Origin of the sequence: Paeniglutamicibacter psychrophenolicus, from assembly GCF_017876575.1 — a bacterium.
In the GTDB taxonomy this organism is placed as follows: domain Bacteria; phylum Actinomycetota; class Actinomycetes; order Actinomycetales; family Micrococcaceae; genus Paeniglutamicibacter; species Paeniglutamicibacter psychrophenolicus.
Genome location: NZ_JAGIOE010000001.1, coordinates 3854599 through 3875226, shown reverse-complemented (window position 1 = coordinate 3875226; position 20628 = coordinate 3854599). Strand labels below are relative to the sequence as shown.

Genomic DNA, 20628 nt, shown 5'->3' with positions numbered 1-20628 from the left:
ACGGATGGTGCTGCCGTCAGGTGATGGCAGCCCAGCTTGGATCCGTGACGGGCACATCGATTGTGTGGCCCTGTGAGCGCAAATACACGACGTGGCTGGCTGTTTCGGAAAGAGCCAAGCGCAGCGAGAAATCGCGCAAGGATTCCCATCCACGGGACCAGGTTAGGCGGAGCGCTATGTCCCATACGGTTTCGGGCCCGTGGGCTTCCATGACCTGGAGTACCTCCGCAGAACGTTCGCGGTTGTGGGCGATCAGCTGTGCGACCCGCCGCTGCATGCCGATAAACCGGTACTCGTGCGCGGGACAAACCTCCATTTCGTCCTCGAACGCGATCAGGTCCAGGGATTCGTAGTAGTCCGCGAGTGGGTTGACCGGTCCTGGCAGCTCCAAGGCTATGTGCGGGGAGATGCGAGGCAGGACATGGTCTCCACTGAAGATCATCGCGTGGGGCTCATCGACCAGACAGATATGCCCGGGTGAATGCCCCGGTGTGGTGACCACCCGCAGGTTCAGCCCCTTGGCGGGGACCAGGCTGTCCTGGCTGAGCCTCAGGTCCGGATCGGCGAGGTTCTGCAGATGGGTCAGGGAGGGGCGATCCAAGGCGGTCTCGGCCAGCCGATCCGCCGGAACCCCCCAAAAGGCCAGCTGCTCGCGGTCATCCCGCAGGACGAGGTCCAGGTTCTCGGCAGCGGTGAGCCGCCGCACTTCCTTCTCTCCCAAGGCCACCCATGCCCCGGTGCTCTTCCGGAGCCGCGAGGCCATTCCCAGATGGTCGGAATGGAAATGGGTTGCGACGATCCCCGTCAGGTCGGTCGGGCCAATGCCGGCCTGCCGCATGCCCTTGGCCAGATGTTCCATGCCTGTTTCACTGTCCCAGCCCGGATCGATCAGAACGGCGTCACCGTCGCCCAGAAGCAGGTAGCTGAGGGTGTACCGCATGGGATTGTTCGGGAACGGAACAGGAATGGACCATATCTCCTCTCCGATACGTTCCACGGGCGGCAGCACCTTGAGCTGCCATGCTTCCTTTTGGGCATGGCCGGTGAGGGTAATCAGGGGAAGGGTCATCGGGTCCTCTCTGGGGCCGCAGGAACACAGGATCTCGGCCGCAATGGTGGGATGGTCAAGAAGCGGGCGCACCAGGCGCCTGCCACGCCCTCAAACGGGTGCGGAAAAACCGACACTCAGTCCGCCGTCGACCACCAACTCTATTCCGGTGACGTACTTGGCCCGGTCGCTGGCCAGGAAGAGGGCGGCGTTGGCCACATCCCAGGGATCTCCCATGTGGCCCAGGGGTACCTGTCGATCGCGCTTGCGCCACATCGCGTCCACGCTCTCGCTCGAGTAGCTGCCCGCCAGGCCGGACGTGGCGACCATGGGGGTCTTCATAAGTCCGGGCAGGACGGCGTTCACGCGGACGCGCTTCGGCGCGAATTCCACCGCGGTGGTACGGCTGAGGTGGTTGAGGGCGGCCTTGCTCGCGTAGTAGCTCGCGTACGGGACGCCGCTCCACCTGATGCCGGCCACGGAGGAGATGTTGACGATGCTCCCGCCGCCGGCGGCGGACATGTGCGGAATAACCACGCGCATGGTGTTGAACGCACCGGACAAGTTGATCTTGAAGACGCGCTCCCACTCGTCGGGATGCAGGTCGGTCACCCCGCCGACGGACGCGATGCCCACGTTGTTGTCCAGGACATCGATCCGGCCGTGCGTGCCCATGACCTCGGCGACAACACGCTCGACATCACCAAGGTCGGTCACGTCCAAGGTGGCCGATGAGGCTTCGAAGCCCTCGTCGCGGATGAGGCGGGCCGTCTCCTGTGCGGATTCCCCGTTGATGTCGGCGCATATGACCGTTGCGCCCTCACGGGCAAACGTCATCGCCGTCGCCCGCCCGTTTCCCATCCCCTCAGCGATGCAGCCGGCCCCAACAACGAGTGCAACCTTGCTCTCAAGCTCTTTCATGTTCTCCCTTTCCAGTTTTCGTTCGTTCTCAGATGGCCCGGCCGGCGTGTTCCCAAAAGCGCTCTCGGACCTCCTTCTTCAGGACCTTGCCATTGGCGCTGCGAGGTAGCCGGTCCACAACCACGACATTCTTGGGTGCGCGGATGGGGCCGAGCTGGTCCCGGCACAGCTGCCTCAGGTCTTCCGGATCGGCCTCCCAGCCGGGCTTGAACTGGACGACCGCGACCACCCGTTCGCCCCAGTCGTCGTCCGGGGCGCCCACGACTGCGCAGTCCTCGACGGCGGGGTGGGACCAGAGCACCTGTTCCACCTCAAGGGGGTAGACGTTGAAGCCGCCCGAGATGATCATGTCCTTTTTGCGGTCGGTCACGTACACGAAGCCCTCGGCGTCGAGGCGTCCGAGATCCCCGGTGTGGAGCCACCCGTCGATGATGGTTTCCGCGGTCTTCTCGGGTTCCTTGTAGTAGCCCTTCATGAGCAGGTCGCCGCGCACGCAGATCTCACCTGTCTCTCCGACGCCCAGATCCTTGCCCGACGCAGGGTCCTTGATGGCCACGGACACCAGGGGGAAAGGGCGCCCGCAGGAGGCCAGCCGGTCGGCGGGGGCAACCTGACCGTCAATGAAGTGTTCGTGCGGGCGGAGGAACGTGATGGCGGCAGGGGCTTCCATCTGGCCGTAGCACTCGATGAACACGGGCCCCAGCATGGCGATCCCCTGCCGGAGCTTGTCCACGGACATGGGGGCCGCCGCATACAGAAGGTAGCACAGCGAGGAGGTGTCCCGGGGCTGGTTCTCCAGCACCTCGAGGAGCCGGTAGATAACCGTGGGCGGGAGGAAGAGCTCGGTGACCCCGTGGCGTTCGATGGCCGGGAGGATATGGTCCGGGGTGGCGCGCGGCACCACCACCACGGTGCCACCCCGGGCGGTGCTCTGCAGGCTGAGCATGCCCGATGTGTGGGTCATGGGCGCCGCCGCGAGATTGACGATCCTGGCCTCCCCCGGATATTCAAGCGCCAACATCTGGTGCACGACCATTGTCTGGATGGAGCGATTGGTGTTCATGACGCCCTTTGGAGCGCCGGTGGTTCCGCTGGTCGGGGCGACCATGACAACGTCGTCCATGGGGTAGAGGATTTCAGGCTTGGACGGGGGCTGGTCTGCGACCCACTCCGCCAGTGGGCTGTCGTCCGTCCCCTCGCCGAGCGCGACGAAGGTCATCCGATCGCCGAGCCCTGCGCGGAAGTACTCGATCTGCCCGCTCAGGGAGGGGTGGTAGAACAGCACCTCGATGTCGAAGCGATCGAGCAGCTTGGCGGTCTCGGGCTCGGGGAGGCTCGGGTTCAGCGGAACCCAGGCGGCCCCGGACCGCCAGATGCCCAACACGCAGATCCACGCGAGCGGCGCGTTCGGCGAGAGCACTGCGACGTTCGTTTCCCGGCCCACACCCGAGGCACGGAGCCCGTTGGCGATGCGGCAGGACATCTCGCCGGCCTCGTCGAAGGTCCACGTCTCCGTGTCGGTGCAGTACGCGGTGCCGCCGGGGTTGAGGCTCCAGCCACGGTCGAAAAAGTCGATGACTGCCATTGCTACTTGCCTTTCAGGATAATGATGGATGCGACGGCCTCTTCGCCGCGGTGGAAGCCGCCGCCGTTCTCGGCAATGGCGAAGCGTGCACCGGAGACCTGGCGGGGCCCGGCCGTTCCGCGGAGCTGCTCGGTGAGTTCGAAGATTTGGCCGAGGCCGCTGGCCCCGATGGGGTGGCCCTTGGATTCAAGACCTCCCGAAGTGTTGACGGGGATGCGGCCGCCGAGGCTGGTCTCCCCGCGTGCCGCCGCCGGACCGCCGTCCCCCGCGGGAACGAGGCCGAGCATCTCCGTCTGGATCACCTCCGCGAACGCCGTCGCGTCGTGGACTTCGGCGACGTCCATGTCCGCGGGGCCGACGCCTGCCCGCTCGTATGCCCGTGCCGCGACGTGCTGCGAGATGTGGCCGTCAAAGGCCGTGGTATCCCTGTCGGTTCCGGTGCCGATGACGGACGCCAACACCTGCACGGGCCTCTCGGCGCGCAGCCGGCGCAGTCCCTCGTCGCTGCACACCACTACGGCGGCGGCGCCGTCGGTGATGGGGGAGCACATCGGGACCGTCAATGGGTGCGAGAGCTTCCGTGCGGCCAGGATCTGCTCCACGGTCATGGCCTTGCGGTAGTGTGCCCGCGGGTTGTGCACCGCATGGGCGTGGTTCTTGGCGGCGACGGCCGCGATCTGCTCCGGCGTCGTCCCGTACGTCCGCATGTGGTTTCGCGCCATCGCCGCGTAGATGTCCATGAAGATGGACCGGGGACCGAGGTCGGGCTCATCGATCTCTCCGCCAAGTTCCTTGAGGGTGCGCTTCAGGGCCTCGGGGTCGGTGACGTCATACGCCGAGTCGAAGAGGGCCATCGTGCGATCGGCGTTGCCGATGTGCATCTTCTCGGAGCCGACGGCAAGTGCGATGTCCGCCTCTCCGGCGCGGATGTGCGTGACGGCCAGGTTGAACGCGCTTGAGCCGGTGGCACAGGCGTTCTCGACGTTGAAGACGGGCACCCCTTCAATGCCGATGCCGCGGGAGGCGATCTGGCCCGAGACCATCGCCTGTCCTTCGAGGGGCCCGTGCGTCGCAGTCCCGTAGAAGACGGCACCGATGTCTGCCCGGTCCGCACCGGAGTCCTGGAGGGCGTCGCGGATAGCCCATTGGGCAAGCTCGTGGTTGGTTTTGTCGGCGTGGATGCCGAAGTTCGTCATTCCGACGCCGACAATCCAGGTTCGTGTAGTCATGGTTGGTTTTACCTTCAGTGGTTAGCGGAGCGGGCGGTGTGCGGTCTCAGGCATGAATGCGAACACCACGGTGCTGATGAGGGCGAGCGCGGCGACATACCAGGCGAAGTACCCGGCATTCCCCGCACTGACAAGGTAGGTGGCCACGTACGGGCCGGTGCCGCCGAACAGGGCGACGGCCGCCGCATAGGGGAAGCCAATGCCTGAACTGCGCAGTCGGGCGGGGAAGAGTTCGGACACGACTGCGGAGGAGACACTCGACCAGCAGGCGATGAACACCAGTCCGATGACCTGGACGAAGAGCAGGCTCCCGAAGGATGGCTGGAGCGAGTTCAACAAGGGCACGGTGCCCACGGTGAAGAACAGGCCGAAGGTCAGCAGGAAGGGCTTGCGGCCCACCTTGTCCGACAGGGCGCCGAAAATAGGTTGGAGCACCAGGAAAACGGACAGGGAGATAACGCCCGTCATGAGGCCCCGCTTCAAATCGAAGCCAACCGTGATGCTCGCATAGGTCGGGAGGTAGGCGGTCCACACATAAAATGCCAGGGCGGGGGCCGCAGTCAGGCCGAAAATCTGCAGAGCCTGCCGGGGGTGCTCCCGGAAGAAGTCGAACATGCCCACACGAACCTTCTTGGCGGGGCTCTTTTCGAGTTCGGGGAGAGTCTCCTCGGCATGCTTGCGAACCCACATGCCCACCACGGCCGCGAGCGACCCCAGGATGAACGGGATCCGCCACCCCCACGTCGCCATGCTCTGGGCATCCAGGGTGTTTGCCAGCAGGGCGCTGATGCCGATGGCCAGAAGGTTGGCCGCCGTGGCGCTGATGTAGAAGAAGCTGGAGAAGAGGCCACGCTTGCCCTCTGGTGCGGATTCAATGAGGAAGGCAGATCCGGCGGCGTACTCTCCGCCGGCCGAGGCACCCTGGATGAGCCGGGCGACCAGCAGGATGATTGGAGCCACGATGCCAACCTGGGCGTAGGTGGGAGCCAGCCCAATCATGAGGCTGCCGACGCCCATGCCGACGATCGTCAGGCTCAGCACCCGGCGCCGGCCATAACGGTCGGCCGCAAGCCCGATCAGAAGCCCTCCGAGGGGCCGGGCGAAGAATCCGACGGCGAAGATCGCCAAGGTGGAAAGCAGCGGGACAAGGCTATCGCCCTCCGCGGGGAAGAACTGGGTGGCGAAATACACGGCCAGCATCGAGTAGACATACCAGTCAAACCACTCAACGGCGTTGCCCACCGATGCCGCCATGAGCTGCTTGGTACGGTACGAGCGGCCCTTGGTAGGGGAGGGGGCAGTGGCTTGATGCAGCGGCATCGGGACTCCTTCGTCTCAGGTACTTGAGGTAACGGGCGCCGTGGTCGTCGATCCGGCCTCCTCCTGAAACAATATGGCGCGCGTCACATCTGCCGCCACGGACGTGACTCCAACGCTTTGACCGTCTTTTCGTAGCTGGCTACGAAGGGGGCATGTCGTGGAGCGTCAAGGACAGCTCGACCAGGGTGTCCGTGGAACGCAGCGATCGGCCAGTAAGCTCCTCGAACCGGGCGAGGCGGTAGCGCAAGGTGTTCACATGGACGAACAGGGCCTCGGCGGTGCGGGGGATGCTGCACTCGTGGGCCAGGTAGCTGCGGACGGCGGCGATGGCCTGGTCGCCGAATTCGCCTGCCGCCCGCATCGGCCCAATGTAACGGTCCCGGAGAAGTGCGCGGAGTTCCTTGGCCAAGGGTACGGCGAACATCCACCCGAGGCTTTCGAGAGTGTGGACTCCTTCGGCGAACTGAAACCGCGCGGAGGCCAAGATGCGTTCGGCGATTCGATGCGATTCGGGCAGCCGCTCAAGCGGAACCGGCGTTCCGACGGCGACGAGGTGGTGCGGACTGTCGACGGACAAGTCCCCGACGAGCCCGACGATATGACCGTTCAGCGGCATCGTGAGCAGGGGCTTGTCCCGCCTACCCTGCAGATCAGACATGGTTCGCTCGAGGGATTCGTCCCCGGCCGGGGCTGCGCAGAGAACCCGGTAGGTCCCGGCCGGGTTCAGGCCGTAGGCGCTGCAGCCGTGGGCAAGCTGGGTCGGGCTGAGGGTGCCGCCCAGAGCCCCGGAGAACCATTCGTCCCGGCGGCGCTGGTCGGCCAGCGCATGGGCCAGGCCCTCGTGGCGGTAGGTGGCCCCGGCTCGTGACGCGAAAGCGTCGCTGAGCCGCCAGAGGAGCGTGGTCATGGCCACGACCTGGCTGCTGTCTATGCCCACTTCGAAAGCGAGCTCGACCAGCCGGTCCTGGATGCTCGCTATGGAAACCCTGAAGGCGGCCATGATGTCCTCGATGGGCACCCCCGCGCGCAGCCGCTCGAGGGTAGCCATTTCGGCTTCCCAGATCTCATCGGCCGGGGGCACCCGCCCGGTGGCGAGGGCTCGAAGCGCCATCGCGCGGTTGCGGTTGACACTCGCTACCAGCTGCTCGTGGGACACCTCGGCGTAAGACGGAATCTCTCGCCTCACTCTCCGCACGGCAGAGCCGACACTTTCCTGATCGTCTTCGAAGGCTGCCACGAGGCGCTGGAAGATTGCACTAATCATTCCAACATCATGCACCGCTGCCACCCTTGGGGCCGTCCGCGGCGTTCAAATGTGTCGCCCGGCGCAGCCTCGTGGATCATGCATAGGTCTGCGCCCTCGGGTCCGTCGACCACTCCTTCATCGAGCAGGAAGCCGGTTTCCCCGGCCAACGCGAGTTGCACGCGTTCGAGGAGTTCCGCCGAGGTGTCGAATGAGGTGCCGAACTGAAGCACGTCCGGTGTGACCTGCGGAATGGCAACCGCGTCGTCGTCGCTGGTCCAGGTGCTTTTGATGCCCTGGGCCATGGGTTTCTGCTGGTTGGCGGAAGCCGGGAACCGGACACCGAAGGCGGCGTTCAGGGATTCGGTGACGTGCGGGGCCACCCGGGGTCGTAGCGGCTATCCGCCGGCGAAGGGCGGGAGCACGTCCAGCTCGTCGCCGGGGTGCAGCACGCGGTCCTTGTCTTGTTCGCTGGTTCCGTTAACCAGGAAGCTGCAGCGGGTCAGCACCGTGCCCAGCGAAGTGGTGCGGCGCAGCAGCGGCCCGTCGGCCACCGGCGCGGAGGCGGGGGTGCGGGCGGCCAGGTGCTCGAGCACCGAGCCCAGGGTGGCCCCGGGCAGCTGAACCAGGTTGAGGTGTTCCTCGGTGATGCCTGCGGCCTGTGCGGCGGCGGCGAAGTAGCGAATGCGCAATTATCCTCCAATGGCGCTCATGGAGCGCTCCGATTGTACAAAGTCCTTCGAGCCGAGCCCGGCATGGTCCATGCCGTGGGCCCGGGGCTTGCCCCACATCGCCGCGCGCCAGCGTTCGGAGATCGCCGCATCGTCCGAGCCGTCGCGCAGCAGCGCGGACAGGTCGGTTTCCTCCTTGGAGAACAGGCAGCTCATGACCTTGCCCTCGGCGGTGATGCGGGTGCGCTTGCAGTCGGAGCAGAAGGGCTCGGAGACCGAGGCGATGATGCCCACCGCGCCCAGGATGGTCTCCGGGTCTTCAAGGGTGGAGACCAGGAAGCGTTCGGCCGGGGCCCCGTCGCGGGGCTTGGTGTCGGGGGAGAGGCGGAAGCGGGTTTCCAGGTAGGCGCGCAAATCCGCGGCGGTGACCATGTTGTCCTTGCGCCACACGTGGTCGGCATCCAGCGGCATCTGCTCGATGAAGCGCAGCTCCAGTCCGCGCTCCAGCGCCCAGGCCAAAAGCTCGGGGGCCTGTTCGTCGTTGATCCCGCGCATCAGCACCGCGTTGATCTTCACCGGTGCCAGGTTGGCGGCCAGCGCGGCGTCGATTCCGGCGAACACCGAGTCGATGTGGTCGCGGCGGGTGAGCTTGGCAAAGGTCTCGGCATGCAGGGTGTCCAGGGAGACATTGATGCGGGTCAGCCCGGCCTCGGCGAGCGCGGCGGCCTTCTTGGCCAGCCCGACCCCGTTGGTGGTCAGCGAGATCGGAAGCTCGGGGTGCTCGGCGCGGACGGCTGCAATGATCTGGGCCAGGTCCACGCGGACCAGGGGTTCGCCGCCGGTGAGGCGCAGTTCGCGGATGCCCAAATCGCGCACGCCGATGCGCACGATCCGGCTGATCTCCTCCAGGGTGAGCAGCTTGGACTTGGGCAGCCAGGCCAGTCCGTCGGCGGGCATGCAGTAGGTGCAGCGCAGGTTGCATTTGTCGATCAGCGAGATGCGCAGGTCGGTGGCTTGCCGGCCGAACTTGTCGCTGAGCCCGGGGGCGTCCGCCGGGGCCGGGGTCAGGATGGTGGGCATGGGCAGGCTGACGGTTTTTCGTGGTGTATCAGTGTTCGTCGCCATATATCGAGGGTAGTCCACCTTGCCGGGCAATGCGCCCTCTGTGGCTTGGCCCTTGGCGGACACCGACCCATGTCGACAGGCTTGGGGATGCGCCTGCCGGCGGCCATTCGGCATTCCGGCAATCAGGCCTCGCGCATGGCCCCGAGCAGGGCCCGGGCGCGCCCCGCAACATCGGCATCGCGCACGGAGAGCACCGAGACCAGGTATTCGAGCCTGTGGATCTGCGCCGTGTAATCCGGGCCGAAGCGCTGGGCCAGCGGGCGGGCGGCGAGTTCTTCGGCCATGCGCCAGGCCACGGCCAGCGCACTTTCGAAGAGTCTTTGGTCGCCGGAGGCCGCCAGCGGGACCGACCCGCGATCAAACATGAACACCGCATTGAGCCGCGAATCGTCCAACCCCAGGGTCAGCGCCTCAAGTTCCCGGCGCACGTTGCGCAACCTGGCGGAGCCCTTGCCGAAGCGGCCCAGGCGCATGGACATGCTGCCGCCGTAGCGAAGCACCTGGTACCCGATGACCAGGACAAGCCCATTGGTGGGGAGCAGTAACCAGAAGAGGGGATCCAGGTTGGAGTCCAGCTCCCGATGGTCGTTCAGCGGCAGAACCCTCGCCAGGCGATCCAGAGTGTTGGACACCGCCCACTCGGGTGACATATCGGGGGAGAAACTGTTGGTATTCCAGTTGAACCTGCCTAGCGCGGAGGTTTCGCCGGTTGCGACCGCCGAGGTCAACCACGCGGGCGCCGTGGTGGACCCATCATCAAAAAACCACACAGGCAGCACCACCTGTCCGGGGAGCAGTTCCCCGCTGCCCTCGTCAACCAGGTGGGGGTATTGGGCCTTGATCGTCCACATGGATTCCACCAGCAGCTTGGGGTCGAAGCGGGTATGCGCGAAAGGGTCGGAGGGGTTGTAAATCTTCGCTCGGACCTCGGGGTCCAGGGTGAGCTGCAGCTCATCCTCAGCGTCCCGGGCAACCACCGTCACGTCCAGGTCTTCGGTGAAATCGACCGGGAGGCCGTGGCGGATTTCTTCCACGTCGAACTTGCTGTCGTCGGGCTCAAAGCGCAATGCCTGCAATGGCCGGTTTCCGGTCGGCACGGCTTCGGCCACGTCTTCGATAGTGATGATGACCATCGAGCTTTGCATGGCCGAGGCCAGCACCAGGGCGATTCCGGCGAGCACCTTGGTGCCCTGGCGGATGCCCGTGCGGAGTGAGGGATGCAACGGGGTCTTGCGGCGTGCCGGTTCCGCTGCGTCATCGAATTCAGGGAGCCTGCCGAACGCTTCACGGGCCATGGCGTTCACCTCGTCCACCGCATTCAGGGACAGCCGCGAACCCTGGGGGGTCAAGCCAAGGCTCGTACGCAACACGCTCAGGTCTTCGGCGGGCCTCGGGGCCGCCGAAGGGCGTCGCCGAAGCATGCGGCGCAACCTCCGCGGGCGGCCCAACTTCCGGGAGAGCGCATGCGCCTGGCGCCGGAGTGCACGCTCCGCTTGGTCCCAGGCGCGCACGGCATGTTCGGACCCGCCCGTCTTGCCGGTGCTTGCCTCAAGCAGGGCGTCCAATGCGGATTCAAGGCCGGTGACGGCCCGCGGATCGATCGCGCCGGCGGGGGCGGCGCGCAGGCGCGCCAACAGTTCCCTGGTGGCGAATGCCAGCGGCGCGGTCATCCGCTGGAAGGTGTTTTCGCCGCCGCGGAAGCGTCCAATGACGGCACCGGCACCCATCACGGCGTCGGCCGATGCGGCCAATTGCGACACCAGGGATTCGAAACTTTCGAGCTTTCGGGCGGTTTCCGGTGTCATGCCGCTGCCGCGCGCATGCACCGCTGCGACGACCTTTTCCTCGGTGCGCGCCAAGTCCAGCGATGCATCGCGCACCTTGGTCCAAGCGGCAGTGAACCCCCGGGGGCGTTGCTCCGGGTCGATGGCGAGGTAGGTGACCTCGAGGGCTTCGAGCTCCAGGACCACGCCTGCAAGTTGGCGCTGCGCGGCGGTGAGCCGGCGGAAACGGGCTCCCCAGCGGGAACGGCGGCGTTGTGCCTTGGAGAGGGCGAACGCCGTCAGCGCCAGGCCCAGCGCGGTGGCCATGATCCAGGGCCAGGGCGAAGGCGGAGACCCGTGGTCGAGGTGCAGGGATGCTTCTTGTGCCGCGGCGATGACCGCCAGCGGCCCGTGGCCGATTCCGACATTGGCCTGGTATGCGTCGTGGATATCCTGGCCGACGGCGAGGTTTTGGGCCGGATCGTCGAAGAAGGGGCGGATTGCCACCTTGTCGCGGGCCTGGGCTCGCCTGATCGAGCCGTCGTATACATCGATCTTTGCGGCTTTCGGGAGCTTGGTGCTCAGCAGGATATCGGTGCCCGGGGCGAGGTTTCCCTGCTGTTCCTCGAGACTCAGCGTCCGGTCGGTGACCGTGAGTGTGAGCGGTTGCCAGGAAGCGACGGGTTGGTCCAGTGCGGCTTCGACCGTTTCCCGGGAGATATTCCACGGCTGCTGGCCCTCAATGACGATCCGGACCTCGGAATCCGGTTGGGTGGCGATGTTCACGAGCCCGGTGGTTCCGAAAACCACGGTGGCAGCCCCGAGAAGGATGGAAATCCAGGGGAGACCGAAATTCGGCTTGTTGTTGGAACGGGTCGGTGGTGTGGCTTTGCGGCTCATGGACTCAATCGGGCGTACGCGGGCGTGAACCAGCCAATTCTAACGAAAATTGAGTAATTGTCAGGCCATCGACTACCCGGCATTGCGCTACGTGGAAAAATCAGAACCGCTGCCACCCGCCTACTTCCATGTTTCGCCCCTCAAAAGGGGAACCCGTGAGGTGCGACTTCTTGCCATCGATTCTGTCGCACCCTCCCGCAAGGGGTCTGACGGGCTCGGAATTCCGGGCCTTAGGGGGCGACCCGCGGTGGAAGAGCGATCGAAATTCTCCCCGGCGGAAATCCCTGCGCCTCCGGGGGGTCTCATAGTCCCGCGAGGTCCGCCCGCAAAAAATTCCCGCCTGCGCGAGGCCAGCAAGTGCCATCGGTGTTGCTTGGTCCCAGGGCGTGGCTCTCCGCGCAGCTTTTCCGCAGGCCCCCGGCCCGGCTTTTCCGGCCGAACGCAGCGAGGTCCGCCCGCGGCGCAACCATCGTCGGGTTGGCCGCGGGCGGGCCCTGCTGACCACGTCTGGGTTATTCGATCCTTCCGATCACCGCGCCCTGCATGACCGCTTCCTCCTCGGGTACCAGCACCCTGAGCACTCCGGCGTCTTCGGCCTTGATTTCCCTGTCCACCTTGTCCATGGCAATCTCGGCGATCAGGTCGCCGACCTCCACCTGCTCGCCGTCCTCGAAGAACCAGGTGACCACGACGCCCTTGGCTTCGGCATCCTCGGTCATCACGGGGAACAGGATCTGGCTCATCCCGCCACCGCCTGACGCACAGCCGCCTCGATGCGTGCCGGGGTCGGCAGCACCGAGTACTCCAGGTCCCTGGCATAGGGGATCGGGACGTCGGGGACCGCGACGCGGGAGACGTGCTTGAGCCCGCCGGGCAGTGCCTCGGCCGCCGTGGCGATGACCTCGCCGCTGAGGCCGAAGGACTGGTAGTCCTCGTCCACCACGACCAGCCGGCGCGTCTTGCCGACGGAGGCCACGATCGCCTCCCGGTCCAGCGGCACCACGGTGCGCAGGTCGATGACCTCCACGTCGATGCCTTCGGAGGCGAGCTTCTCGGCGACATCCAGGGAGTGGTGCACGGAGAGCGAAAGCGTCACGATGCTGACGTCCTTCCCTTCCCGGGCCACGCGGGCCTTGCCGATCGGCACCTCGTAGGCGTCGGTGGGCACCGCGCCGATCGAGCGCGGGTTCTTCTTCATCCACCCCAGTCCCATGATTCCCTTGTGGAACAGGTAGATGACCGGGTCATCGGAGCGGATGGCTGCGGTCATCAGCCCCTTGGCGTCATAGGGATTCGACGGGACGACGACCTTCATGCCCGGCAGGTGGGCGAAGGTACCCCAGAGGCACTGCGAGTGCTGGGCCCCGTCGGAGTACCCGCCGCCGGCCGCGGACATCAGCACCATCGGCACCCTCACGTTGCCGCCGGACTCGTAGTGGATCTTGGCCATGTGGTTGTAGATCTGGTCCATGCAGACCCCGAAGAAATCGGCGAACATCAGCTCGACCACAGGGCGCATTCCCTCGACCGCGGCCCCGATGCCAAGGCCGATGAAGGCGGTTTCCGAGATCGGGGTGTCGATCACGCGTTCGGGGCCGAACTCGTCGAGCAGCCCGGTGGTCGAGGAGAAGATGCCGCCGTAGGCGCCGACGTCCTCGCCCATCACGAAGACCTTCTCGTCGGTGTGCATCTGTTGGGCGATGGCCTCGACCATGGCCTTCGCGGTGGAGAGCTTGCGGCGGCCCGCCTCGGGCTCGAGCGGCAGCTGAATTTGTGTCGTGGGCGCGGTGCTCATGACTGTGCTCCTTCGGTGAATACATACTTCAAGGCGTCGGCGGGATCGGGCAGGGGCGAGGACTTCGCAAAGGCGATCGCTTCCTCGACCGTGGCGGAGGCCGCGGCCCCCATCTCGGTGAATGCTCCGTCGTCGAGGATTCCGGCGTCGGTGAGGTGCTTTTGGTAGGTGGGGATCGGGTCGCGCCCCGGCACGCCCTCCAGATCGCCGCGGTAGCCCTGGGCATCGCCCTCGAAGTGGCCCCACAGGCGCAGGGTGTGCACCTCGATCAGGCTGGGTCCCTCGCCGGCCCTGGCCCGGCGGACCGCCTCGCCGACAGCTGCCCAGATATCTTCGACGGCGTTGTCCTCCACGCGGGTTCCCGGGATCCCATAGGAGGCGGCGCGGACCGCGTTGGACGGCACCGAGGTCGAGGCCGAGCGCGGGACCGAAATTCCCCAGTCGTTGTCCTCGATCACGAAGACCACCGGCAACTTCCACAGTGCGGCGAGGTTCAGTGACTCGTGGAACGCGCCCGAGTTTGCGGCGCCTTCCCCTGCCACGGCGACCGCCACCTTATCGGTCCCTGCACGTTGGAAGGCAAGGGCCTGCCCGAGCGCCGGAGGCAACCCCTCGGCAACGATCCCGGAGCAGGAGAAATGGACCTCGGGATCAAAGAGGTGCATGTGCCCGCCGCGGCCCCGGCCCAGCCCGGTCTCCCGTCCAAAGATCTCCGCGGCCATCTTGCGCATGTCCACGCCGTGCGCGATGGCCAGGTGGTGCGGGCGGTGCGTTGCCGTCATGGCGTCGCCAAGTGACAGGTGTGCGCCGATCCCCGCCGCGACAGGTTCCTGGCCGGCGGCCAGGTGCATTTCGCCGGGCACCAGCCCGGCCCCGATGTCGAAGCCCGGGGACTTGTCGGCATGGTATTCGCGCAAGATGGCTTCCTCGAAGGTGCGGATCAACACCATCATGCGCAATAGATTGAGTCTGTCCGTTGCGGACAGGGCAGATTGAACCGTCATGGCTCTTCTCCTGCTTTTTGCGGTGCGCCCGGTTGACGCCAACCGTGATGGCCCCATGGTAGGCACGGGTGCAAGGGCCGGGGAAGGGTTGGTGGCATCGGTTCCGGCGGACGCCGCGGGAGCAGTCCTCTGCCTTCCACGCGGTTCCCGGGTCCGCCGTCATGGAAGTCGCCGGTGACCTGATGACACTGCCCGGGGTGCGTTCGCCTGCGCCCGCGGAACGCGATGGGGCCATGCGCTGAGCTGCAGGCCCATGTTGCGGGCCGGCCGTCCATGCGGCTGACCGAACGTCGAGTCATGCTCCTTGCTTCCTGCTTCGGGGCCGAGGGCTTGCGTAAAACGAGCTTTACATGTCAAGCTTGTTTTACAAGTCAAGCACGCTTTACTTAAGGAGTGTCCATGAGCAGTGAAACCAGAACCGACAGCCGCACGCGTTGGGGCCGCATCCGCTTCGCCGAAGGCCGGCTGCCCGCCATGGCCGTCGCCATCCCGGTCGGGCTGCTGCTGGCCGTCGGCGTCGGTGCAATCACCCTCTGGACAGGTGTGGCAGACGGCGAACATGCCCTGCCCGTCGCCGGGGTGTTCGCCCTGGTGATGTCCTGGGGGTTCGTGGGCCTGGTCTGGGCGATCATTGTGGACCGGTCGAGCCTGCGGGGAGCGATCGACAAGCCGGATGAATCGATCGAATCGACATGGTTGGACGCCGCCATGGCCGGAGCATTCCGCGACACCATCATGCTGACCGGTTTGGTCCTGGCGATCCTCTCCATCACGGGGTACGAGCTCGACGTCCTCTGGGCGCTCATCGGGGTCATCGTGGTCGGCTTCTTCAGCACCTTCGTGCGCTACCTCATGGCGAAGAAGAGGGGCTAAGGGTGAAAAACTCCCTTCCCGAACGCCGGCAGGAGCGCGGCTGGTCACAGCAACGACTCGCCGATGAGCTCGGCGTCTCCCGGCAAACGGTGATCTCCATCGAGCGCGGACGGTTCGACCCGTCCTTGCCGTTGGCCTTCCGCCTGGCCGAGGTTTTTGGATGCAGGATCGACGATCTCTTCGACCCCAGGGGAGAGGGTGCGCAGCCCGGCTGAAGACTAGGGTCTCGCCGCGGACTGCTGCCGGCCATTGATCCGCGTGGCAATCCGGGTATTGGACTTGGGCCCATTAGACGTTGCACCGGAACTCCGTGGAGTTCCGCTTCAACGTTTAGAGGTGTCGTCTGACCAGTGGTTTTGTGATTTGCCCTCCTGTCGAAAAGCGCCCTGCCGCGTTCCGGTCAAACGGCTGGTGGCAGAACCAGAGGCGCATTTGCGCGGTCCGGTGCTGTCCATGGTCTCTCAATTCGGTGTGAAGGAGCGATCCGAGAGGGCCCGGCGGGTCCCCGTGAAGCACCGTAGGTGCATCCCATGGCCAGGCGTTTTGTATTTCGCCTCGGGGTACCGGCCGATCCCAGACTTGTCGAGAGTTCTGTCGCGGCGCGTCCTCGCCCATAAGGGACACGATCCGGAGCAGCGACGAACGTGCCGTGCTGCGGACGTCGCTGCGGCCTTCACGTGGTCCCCGGAATCCACGTTGATGGTCGTGCAGCTCTTCGTGAAGGTTTTCGATGGCCACGTGCTGTTCGGCGAACACCACGAGTTGGCCCGACAGCCTGTTTGCTCGTCGCGGACGGAACCGTTGATCCAAGTGATTTCGGCGTAGCCGAGTAGCTGGTAAAGCGCCCCCGCTAACTGTCGCGATCGAGGACAATCTTCGACCTGGCATGAGCCTCGTCTAAGGCACCGACCGACCGGCGAGTGGAGGCGAGAGACGTGCCTAGCGTTCGTCGCGGAGACCCGGCGGCAACGAGCGCGTCGTGAGACTTAAAAAGGATGGACAGGCGACAACTGAGAGCGTCTTTAACGGCACGACACAGATGTCAGTCGATGCCAGTGCGGAACGTAGGTCATCGAATAGTAAATGGCCGAGATTTATCCCTCCAGTATGATCTGATAGTGGTGTGAATAGACACGATTCGTACCTTCGCGCCGTGCCTGTTAAGGGGGAATGACTGCCTATGAGCGGCGTCGATACGGTCCGCGGCATCAACTACCAGCACTGCCAAGCGATTCTTATCGCTCTAGACGTAGCTGCTGACAACTCGGTGCTCGGTATCCGTGTCGAGGGGGCCGTTGACGCCCTAGACCTGGAAGTCATCGCGGATGACCCGGGCGGGGCCGGACCGTTCGTGGTGCGCGGATTGCAGATGAAGTCTCGTCTTCAGCCTCACACGTGGGCGCGGGCCGAGCTGCTCGCGATCGTTCACAGATGGGCTGAACTGCCGTTGAGTGCAGATTCGGAATTCTCTTTGCTCACGGACGGCGCTCTCGGGCCTTCCGGCTGCGCCGTTGCTGCTGCGTTGGATGAAGCTCGCGATGGCAAGTATGATACGGTCGCGGAGCTTCTAGGGGTCGACGTCGAAGACCCTTTATGCGTGGTCATGGGGCGGGCGCGAATTGTTTCGGAACCGGGCTCAGTCGAGGCATTGCTCTTCTCTGCCGAGATGGAGGTCAAAGCCCTGCTTGAAACTGGCCCCACTCATCCGGACGCCGAGAAGGACGCTGCCGACCGGGTCAACGAGCTGTTTCGGGTCATCTCTACTCGCTCAGGTCTGCCGGACTTGGATGACCGCTTCATCGCGAGAGACGAAATTGTCTCCATTGTCGGCGACATCGCTCGACTTGCCGAAACTGATCGCTGGACTGGTTCTTTGGTCGGGGAGTACGTGACTGCGGTGGCGTCAGAACAAATCGATGACCTTGTTGTGCCGACGTTGAGGGCCAGCTGGCAGAGCCCATCCATTCGGCTTGAGGACCTCGCTCTTGTTAGCGGACCACTCCTGATGACTGGACGGACCGGTTCGGGCAAGTCCACTCTGTCGCGTTTGTGGCGCCGCGGTGCTGCTTGTGCCGGTGAGAAGGTTGTCATGTGTCATGCTGAGGCGTACATAGCGCAACGGTTAGACCGGTTGGTGGCCGATGCTGTGGGTACTGCTGTGGGCCGTACGTTGTCGCGCCGGGTGGGCCGCCAAGTACTAGGGGATCCGAGCGTGACCGTGATCCTTGATGGTATTTCTGAGGTTCCGCAGCAGGTCAGGTCCGAGCTCGCCGCAGATCTTCGCATACACCTCGCCGGGGTCCGCGGGGCACGGGTGGTGGGGGTCGGGCGCGACGAGGGGGTGTGCGCGGCCGTTTTCCCAGCCTCAGCGACGGTGCAACGGCTATACCCGAGTGCGTTCGGTCGTCTGGAGAGGCTCACCTTGACCGCGAAAGTGCTGGGCGAACCGGAGCGCGGCATCTCTTCGCCTGTTACCTCCGACGGTGGGAAACCAGCAGCTCTGCCGGGAGCCAGTGGAGGCGACATGGAGGACTTTTCTCCTCGCTGCTACGAGGCGTTGGCGCAGGTTGAACATGCGTTGGGCGATGCCGCCGGCAACCCGATGCTGCTCGAGCTGGCGCTACAACTGGTGGCCGGTGGAGTCCCGTTCACCGACCGGGCATCCGTGTACGAGTTGACCGTCTCGCGAATGTCTGACCGCGCCAATGGCGGTGACGTGCGCCTGGCGGTCGCTGTGCTCGGTGTCGTGTTCGCTGAGCTTCTAGATGAAGGACGGCGGTACGCAAACCCGCTGGAGTGGGAACGCATGGTCGCCGGAGCCGCAGTGTTCCTTGAGGAGCGTGGTGTTGCGACCGATGTCGCCGCCATTCGCGAGGCGGTTGCTCGAAGCGGTCTGGTCAACGCCGTGATCACCGGGATTGGGCGCACTACGCTCCGAGTGCCTGTTCACGACTCCTTTGCCGACTACTTCGCCGCTCGTGCACACGCTGACGGGCTGGTCCACCTGCCAGAGGCCTTGCTCGAAAATGACGAGAACCGTTTATGGTTTTCCTCCCAGATGCGGATGCTCAACGACTCAGAGGTACTGGCAGTGGCCAAGCAATTGCCTTTTTCCTTGGTGCGGGTCAGTGATTCGGACCACAACACTATCAGCGAGCAGGCGCCCGGAATCGTGGCCGCTTTACTGAACGCTGTCCTTCCCGATGACACGGACGTCGAGGTGACGATGTGGCGGACGGCGAACGGGAAGACGATGGCTCAGGCAGGAACTGGAGCCACAATGTGGGTCGACCCGGCGCAGGCCCCGACCGTCTTCGAGGGGCCGACGGTGGTAGCCGAGGACAGCGATGGGCCTACTGCGGTCGCGGTGCGACTGTGGCGACTCATCCTCAAGCAGCGGCTACGTCGCGATCGCCGGTTGCGGCCACGAGCCCCTCGGTCGTGTCAAGAGGCCTGCGACCAGCTGAGCGCACACTGCCGCGAGGTGATCGCTGCCCTGGCTGCAGTCCTGGCTGATGTTGCCCCACCCGGCGCGGTCAACCGATTGCAGGAGACCATTGGCCCACTCGGCATGACCGGCGTGGTCTACGAACGTCAGCGGCGCGTCTTTGGCCTAGACGGATGGCCGGTCAGGTATCGGCACACAATAGCCGTCGATTTAGCCGCTGCGACTGGCTCCTCCCCGCCACCTGAGGAGCGAACCGGTGCATATTCCGCGTCGACCGACGTGGTGTCCCGGGTGTCAACGTCACCGGAAGTCACCGCTGCTAAAGCTATCGGTGAGGCGGTAACCAAACTGACACGAAACCACTGGCTGTGAAACAAACGACTTGCGGAAGGCGCATCACGTGAACTCTGGCAAAGACACCTCCCCTGAACTGTGGTTAGCCATCTGGAGGTTGGCCGAAGTCTGGTCGCAAATTCCCATGGTCCGGGAGATCGCGGCAACGCTGCCCCGGAACCGCCCGTTGGATGAACGAGGAAACAAGGCGGTCGGCATCTCTGCACTCGTGCGGCACCTCGAACTTCGCGCTGGCATGGTGATGAAGCCTCTAAAGTATGCCAGCCATATCCCGGCGCTGCTTGATCAGCCTCTCGTCGCTGGGTTCGGGATGCCTGTGGTCGACCGAGATGAGTTGGACAAGTGGTTACAGATGGCTGCGAAGTTGGAGGGCGCGCACAGGATTACCTTGGGTTGGTTGCGCTCTTCACTGGCGGGGTACCCGCTTCTTCGTGCGCCGCAGTTGGCGCCCAGCACCCCATTGACGACCAGGGAGATGACACCGCGCTACATTTGGTTCAAGGAGGACTTCGCTTCGGGACTGAATCAGCGGGGTGCGCCGCCTTCAGTGCCGGACCTGCTCGGCGTGGATGCGAGGGGTGCTTCACAACTTGACCAGGCTGCCCGTGATGTGAGTATGGCGCTGACGAAGTCCCAGGTGTGGTCCGACTTTAACAGTGCGATGTCTGATTTAGACGACGACGCGAAGGAGGCGTTACGAGCGGCCCGGCACGAACTTAAGGGGCGGCTGTCAGCCGAGGCCTTAGATAGCCACGAGCCGAATCGCGCTCTACCGCGTGCCGAATACCGCTCCTACGCCATGAACGAGGTTGTCGAGTCGCTTTCGGGTCCGGCGCGTGTCTATGCCGATGCGTTCGGCGAGGTGGATCGGCTGCTAGACCTTACTATGGGCGACATTTTCGGCGAGCTGGTCCTGTTCGGCGAGCCATGGCAGGTCGCGGTATTCAATATCGAGGCTCCGTCGCCCGGAGAACCCATCATCGGATTCGAGACCGAATCCTTCGGACCATTCCTGACCATCGGTCAGGTTCTTTGGCTTACGTCTGAAGTCGTTGCGGATGCGGTCAGGATTGAGTCGCAGGCGATGAAAATGGACCAAGTCGAAGGTACGAAATTCCACTTCGAGGCGCGTGTTCTTCTCAAGACCGGAGAAGCATGGCCCGCGCCTGCCAGTCAAATACTGAGCAAAGATGATCCGCAGTAGTCGAACACCTGCGAGCGCGCAGATGCACCTGGCGGAAGTCAAAACCCGCCCGCATGGAAGGTTGCCGCGCATACCCGCTGGGGGCGTGGCGCCTTGCGTTAGGGGTGCCGGCACAAAACATCCGGACATCGGCAGATCCGAACGT

17 protein-coding genes are annotated in these 20628 nt (G+C 64.8%); 4 read left to right on the top strand and 13 right to left on the bottom strand.

Annotation, left to right across the window (positions count from 1 at the left end; genetic code table 11):
* Positions 1-16: 16 nt before the first annotated feature.
* The 13 genes from JOF46_RS17600 to JOF46_RS17540 form a co-directional block, all read right to left on the bottom strand.
* Complete coding sequence (locus JOF46_RS17600) at positions 17-1069, bottom strand: MBL fold metallo-hydrolase (protein ID WP_245348179.1); 1053 nt, start codon at positions 1067-1069, stop codon at positions 17-19.
* Between the two features lie 90 nt (positions 1070-1159).
* Positions 1160-1969: an SDR family NAD(P)-dependent oxidoreductase gene (locus JOF46_RS17595; RefSeq protein ID WP_209909495.1), complete on the bottom strand. Its 810-nt coding sequence runs from the start codon at positions 1967-1969 to the stop codon at positions 1160-1162.
* 28 nt (positions 1970-1997) lie between these two features.
* Positions 1998-3554, bottom strand: coding sequence for a class I adenylate-forming enzyme family protein (locus tag JOF46_RS17590; protein ID WP_209909491.1), 1557 nt, complete (start codon positions 3552-3554; stop codon positions 1998-2000).
* Positions 3555-3556: 2 nt separating this feature from the next.
* Positions 3557-4783, bottom strand: coding sequence for a thiolase family protein (locus tag JOF46_RS17585; RefSeq protein ID WP_209909488.1), 1227 nt, complete (start codon positions 4781-4783; stop codon positions 3557-3559).
* 21 nt (positions 4784-4804) lie between these two features.
* Positions 4805-6103: an MFS transporter gene (locus tag JOF46_RS17580; protein WP_209909485.1), complete on the bottom strand. Its 1299-nt coding sequence runs from the start codon at positions 6101-6103 to the stop codon at positions 4805-4807.
* Positions 6104-6242: 139 nt separating this feature from the next.
* Positions 6243-7367: a PucR family transcriptional regulator gene (locus JOF46_RS17575; protein ID WP_483428552.1), complete on the bottom strand. Its 1125-nt coding sequence runs from the start codon at positions 7365-7367 to the stop codon at positions 6243-6245.
* Positions 7364-7651: a hypothetical protein gene (locus tag JOF46_RS17570; RefSeq protein ID WP_209909477.1), complete on the bottom strand. Its 288-nt coding sequence runs from the start codon at positions 7649-7651 to the stop codon at positions 7364-7366. Before JOF46_RS17570 ends, JOF46_RS17575 begins: the two co-directional genes overlap by 4 nt.
* A gap of 93 nt (positions 7652-7744) precedes the next feature.
* Positions 7745-8038 (bottom strand): MoaD/ThiS family protein, encoded by a 294-nt coding sequence (locus JOF46_RS17565; RefSeq protein WP_209909474.1) that lies wholly within the window; start codon positions 8036-8038, stop codon positions 7745-7747.
* Complete coding sequence (gene moaA, locus JOF46_RS17560; RefSeq protein WP_209912003.1) at positions 8039-9097, bottom strand: GTP 3',8-cyclase MoaA; 1059 nt, start codon at positions 9095-9097, stop codon at positions 8039-8041.
* A 167-nt stretch (positions 9098-9264) separates the two neighbouring features.
* Positions 9265-11805: a hypothetical protein gene (locus tag JOF46_RS17555; protein WP_209909472.1), complete on the bottom strand. Its 2541-nt coding sequence runs from the start codon at positions 11803-11805 to the stop codon at positions 9265-9267.
* 512 nt (positions 11806-12317) lie between these two features.
* Positions 12318-12548 carry a biotin/lipoyl-containing protein gene (locus JOF46_RS17550; RefSeq protein ID WP_071215866.1) on the bottom strand — a complete coding sequence of 77 codons (231 nt, stop codon included), beginning with the start codon at positions 12546-12548 and terminating at the stop codon, positions 12318-12320.
* Positions 12545-13600: an alpha-ketoacid dehydrogenase subunit beta gene (locus JOF46_RS17545; RefSeq protein WP_209909469.1), complete on the bottom strand. Its 1056-nt coding sequence runs from the start codon at positions 13598-13600 to the stop codon at positions 12545-12547. Before JOF46_RS17545 ends, JOF46_RS17550 begins: the two co-directional genes overlap by 4 nt.
* Positions 13597-14604, bottom strand: coding sequence for a thiamine pyrophosphate-dependent dehydrogenase E1 component subunit alpha (locus JOF46_RS17540; protein ID WP_209909466.1), 1008 nt, complete (start codon positions 14602-14604; stop codon positions 13597-13599). The genes JOF46_RS17545 and JOF46_RS17540 overlap by 4 nt, the downstream gene beginning before the upstream one ends.
* A gap of 399 nt (positions 14605-15003) precedes the next feature.
* On the opposite strand from JOF46_RS17540, the gene JOF46_RS17535 reads away from it, so the two are divergent.
* The 4 genes from JOF46_RS17535 to JOF46_RS17520 all read left to right on the top strand — a co-directional run bounded on the left by JOF46_RS17535 (position 15004) and on the right by JOF46_RS17520 (position 20483).
* Positions 15004-15477, top strand: coding sequence for a hypothetical protein (locus tag JOF46_RS17535; RefSeq protein ID WP_209909462.1), 474 nt, complete (start codon positions 15004-15006; stop codon positions 15475-15477).
* Between the two features lie 2 nt (positions 15478-15479).
* Positions 15480-15692: a helix-turn-helix transcriptional regulator gene (locus JOF46_RS17530; RefSeq protein WP_209909459.1), complete on the top strand. Its 213-nt coding sequence runs from the start codon at positions 15480-15482 to the stop codon at positions 15690-15692.
* A 965-nt stretch (positions 15693-16657) separates the two neighbouring features.
* Entirely contained in the window at positions 16658-19297 is a 2640-nt protein-coding gene (locus JOF46_RS17525; protein WP_209909456.1) for an NACHT domain-containing protein, read from the top strand.
* Positions 19298-19325: 28 nt separating this feature from the next.
* Entirely contained in the window at positions 19326-20483 is a 1158-nt protein-coding gene (locus JOF46_RS17520) for a hypothetical protein (RefSeq protein ID WP_209909452.1), read from the top strand.
* Positions 20484-20628 lie beyond the last annotated feature (145 nt).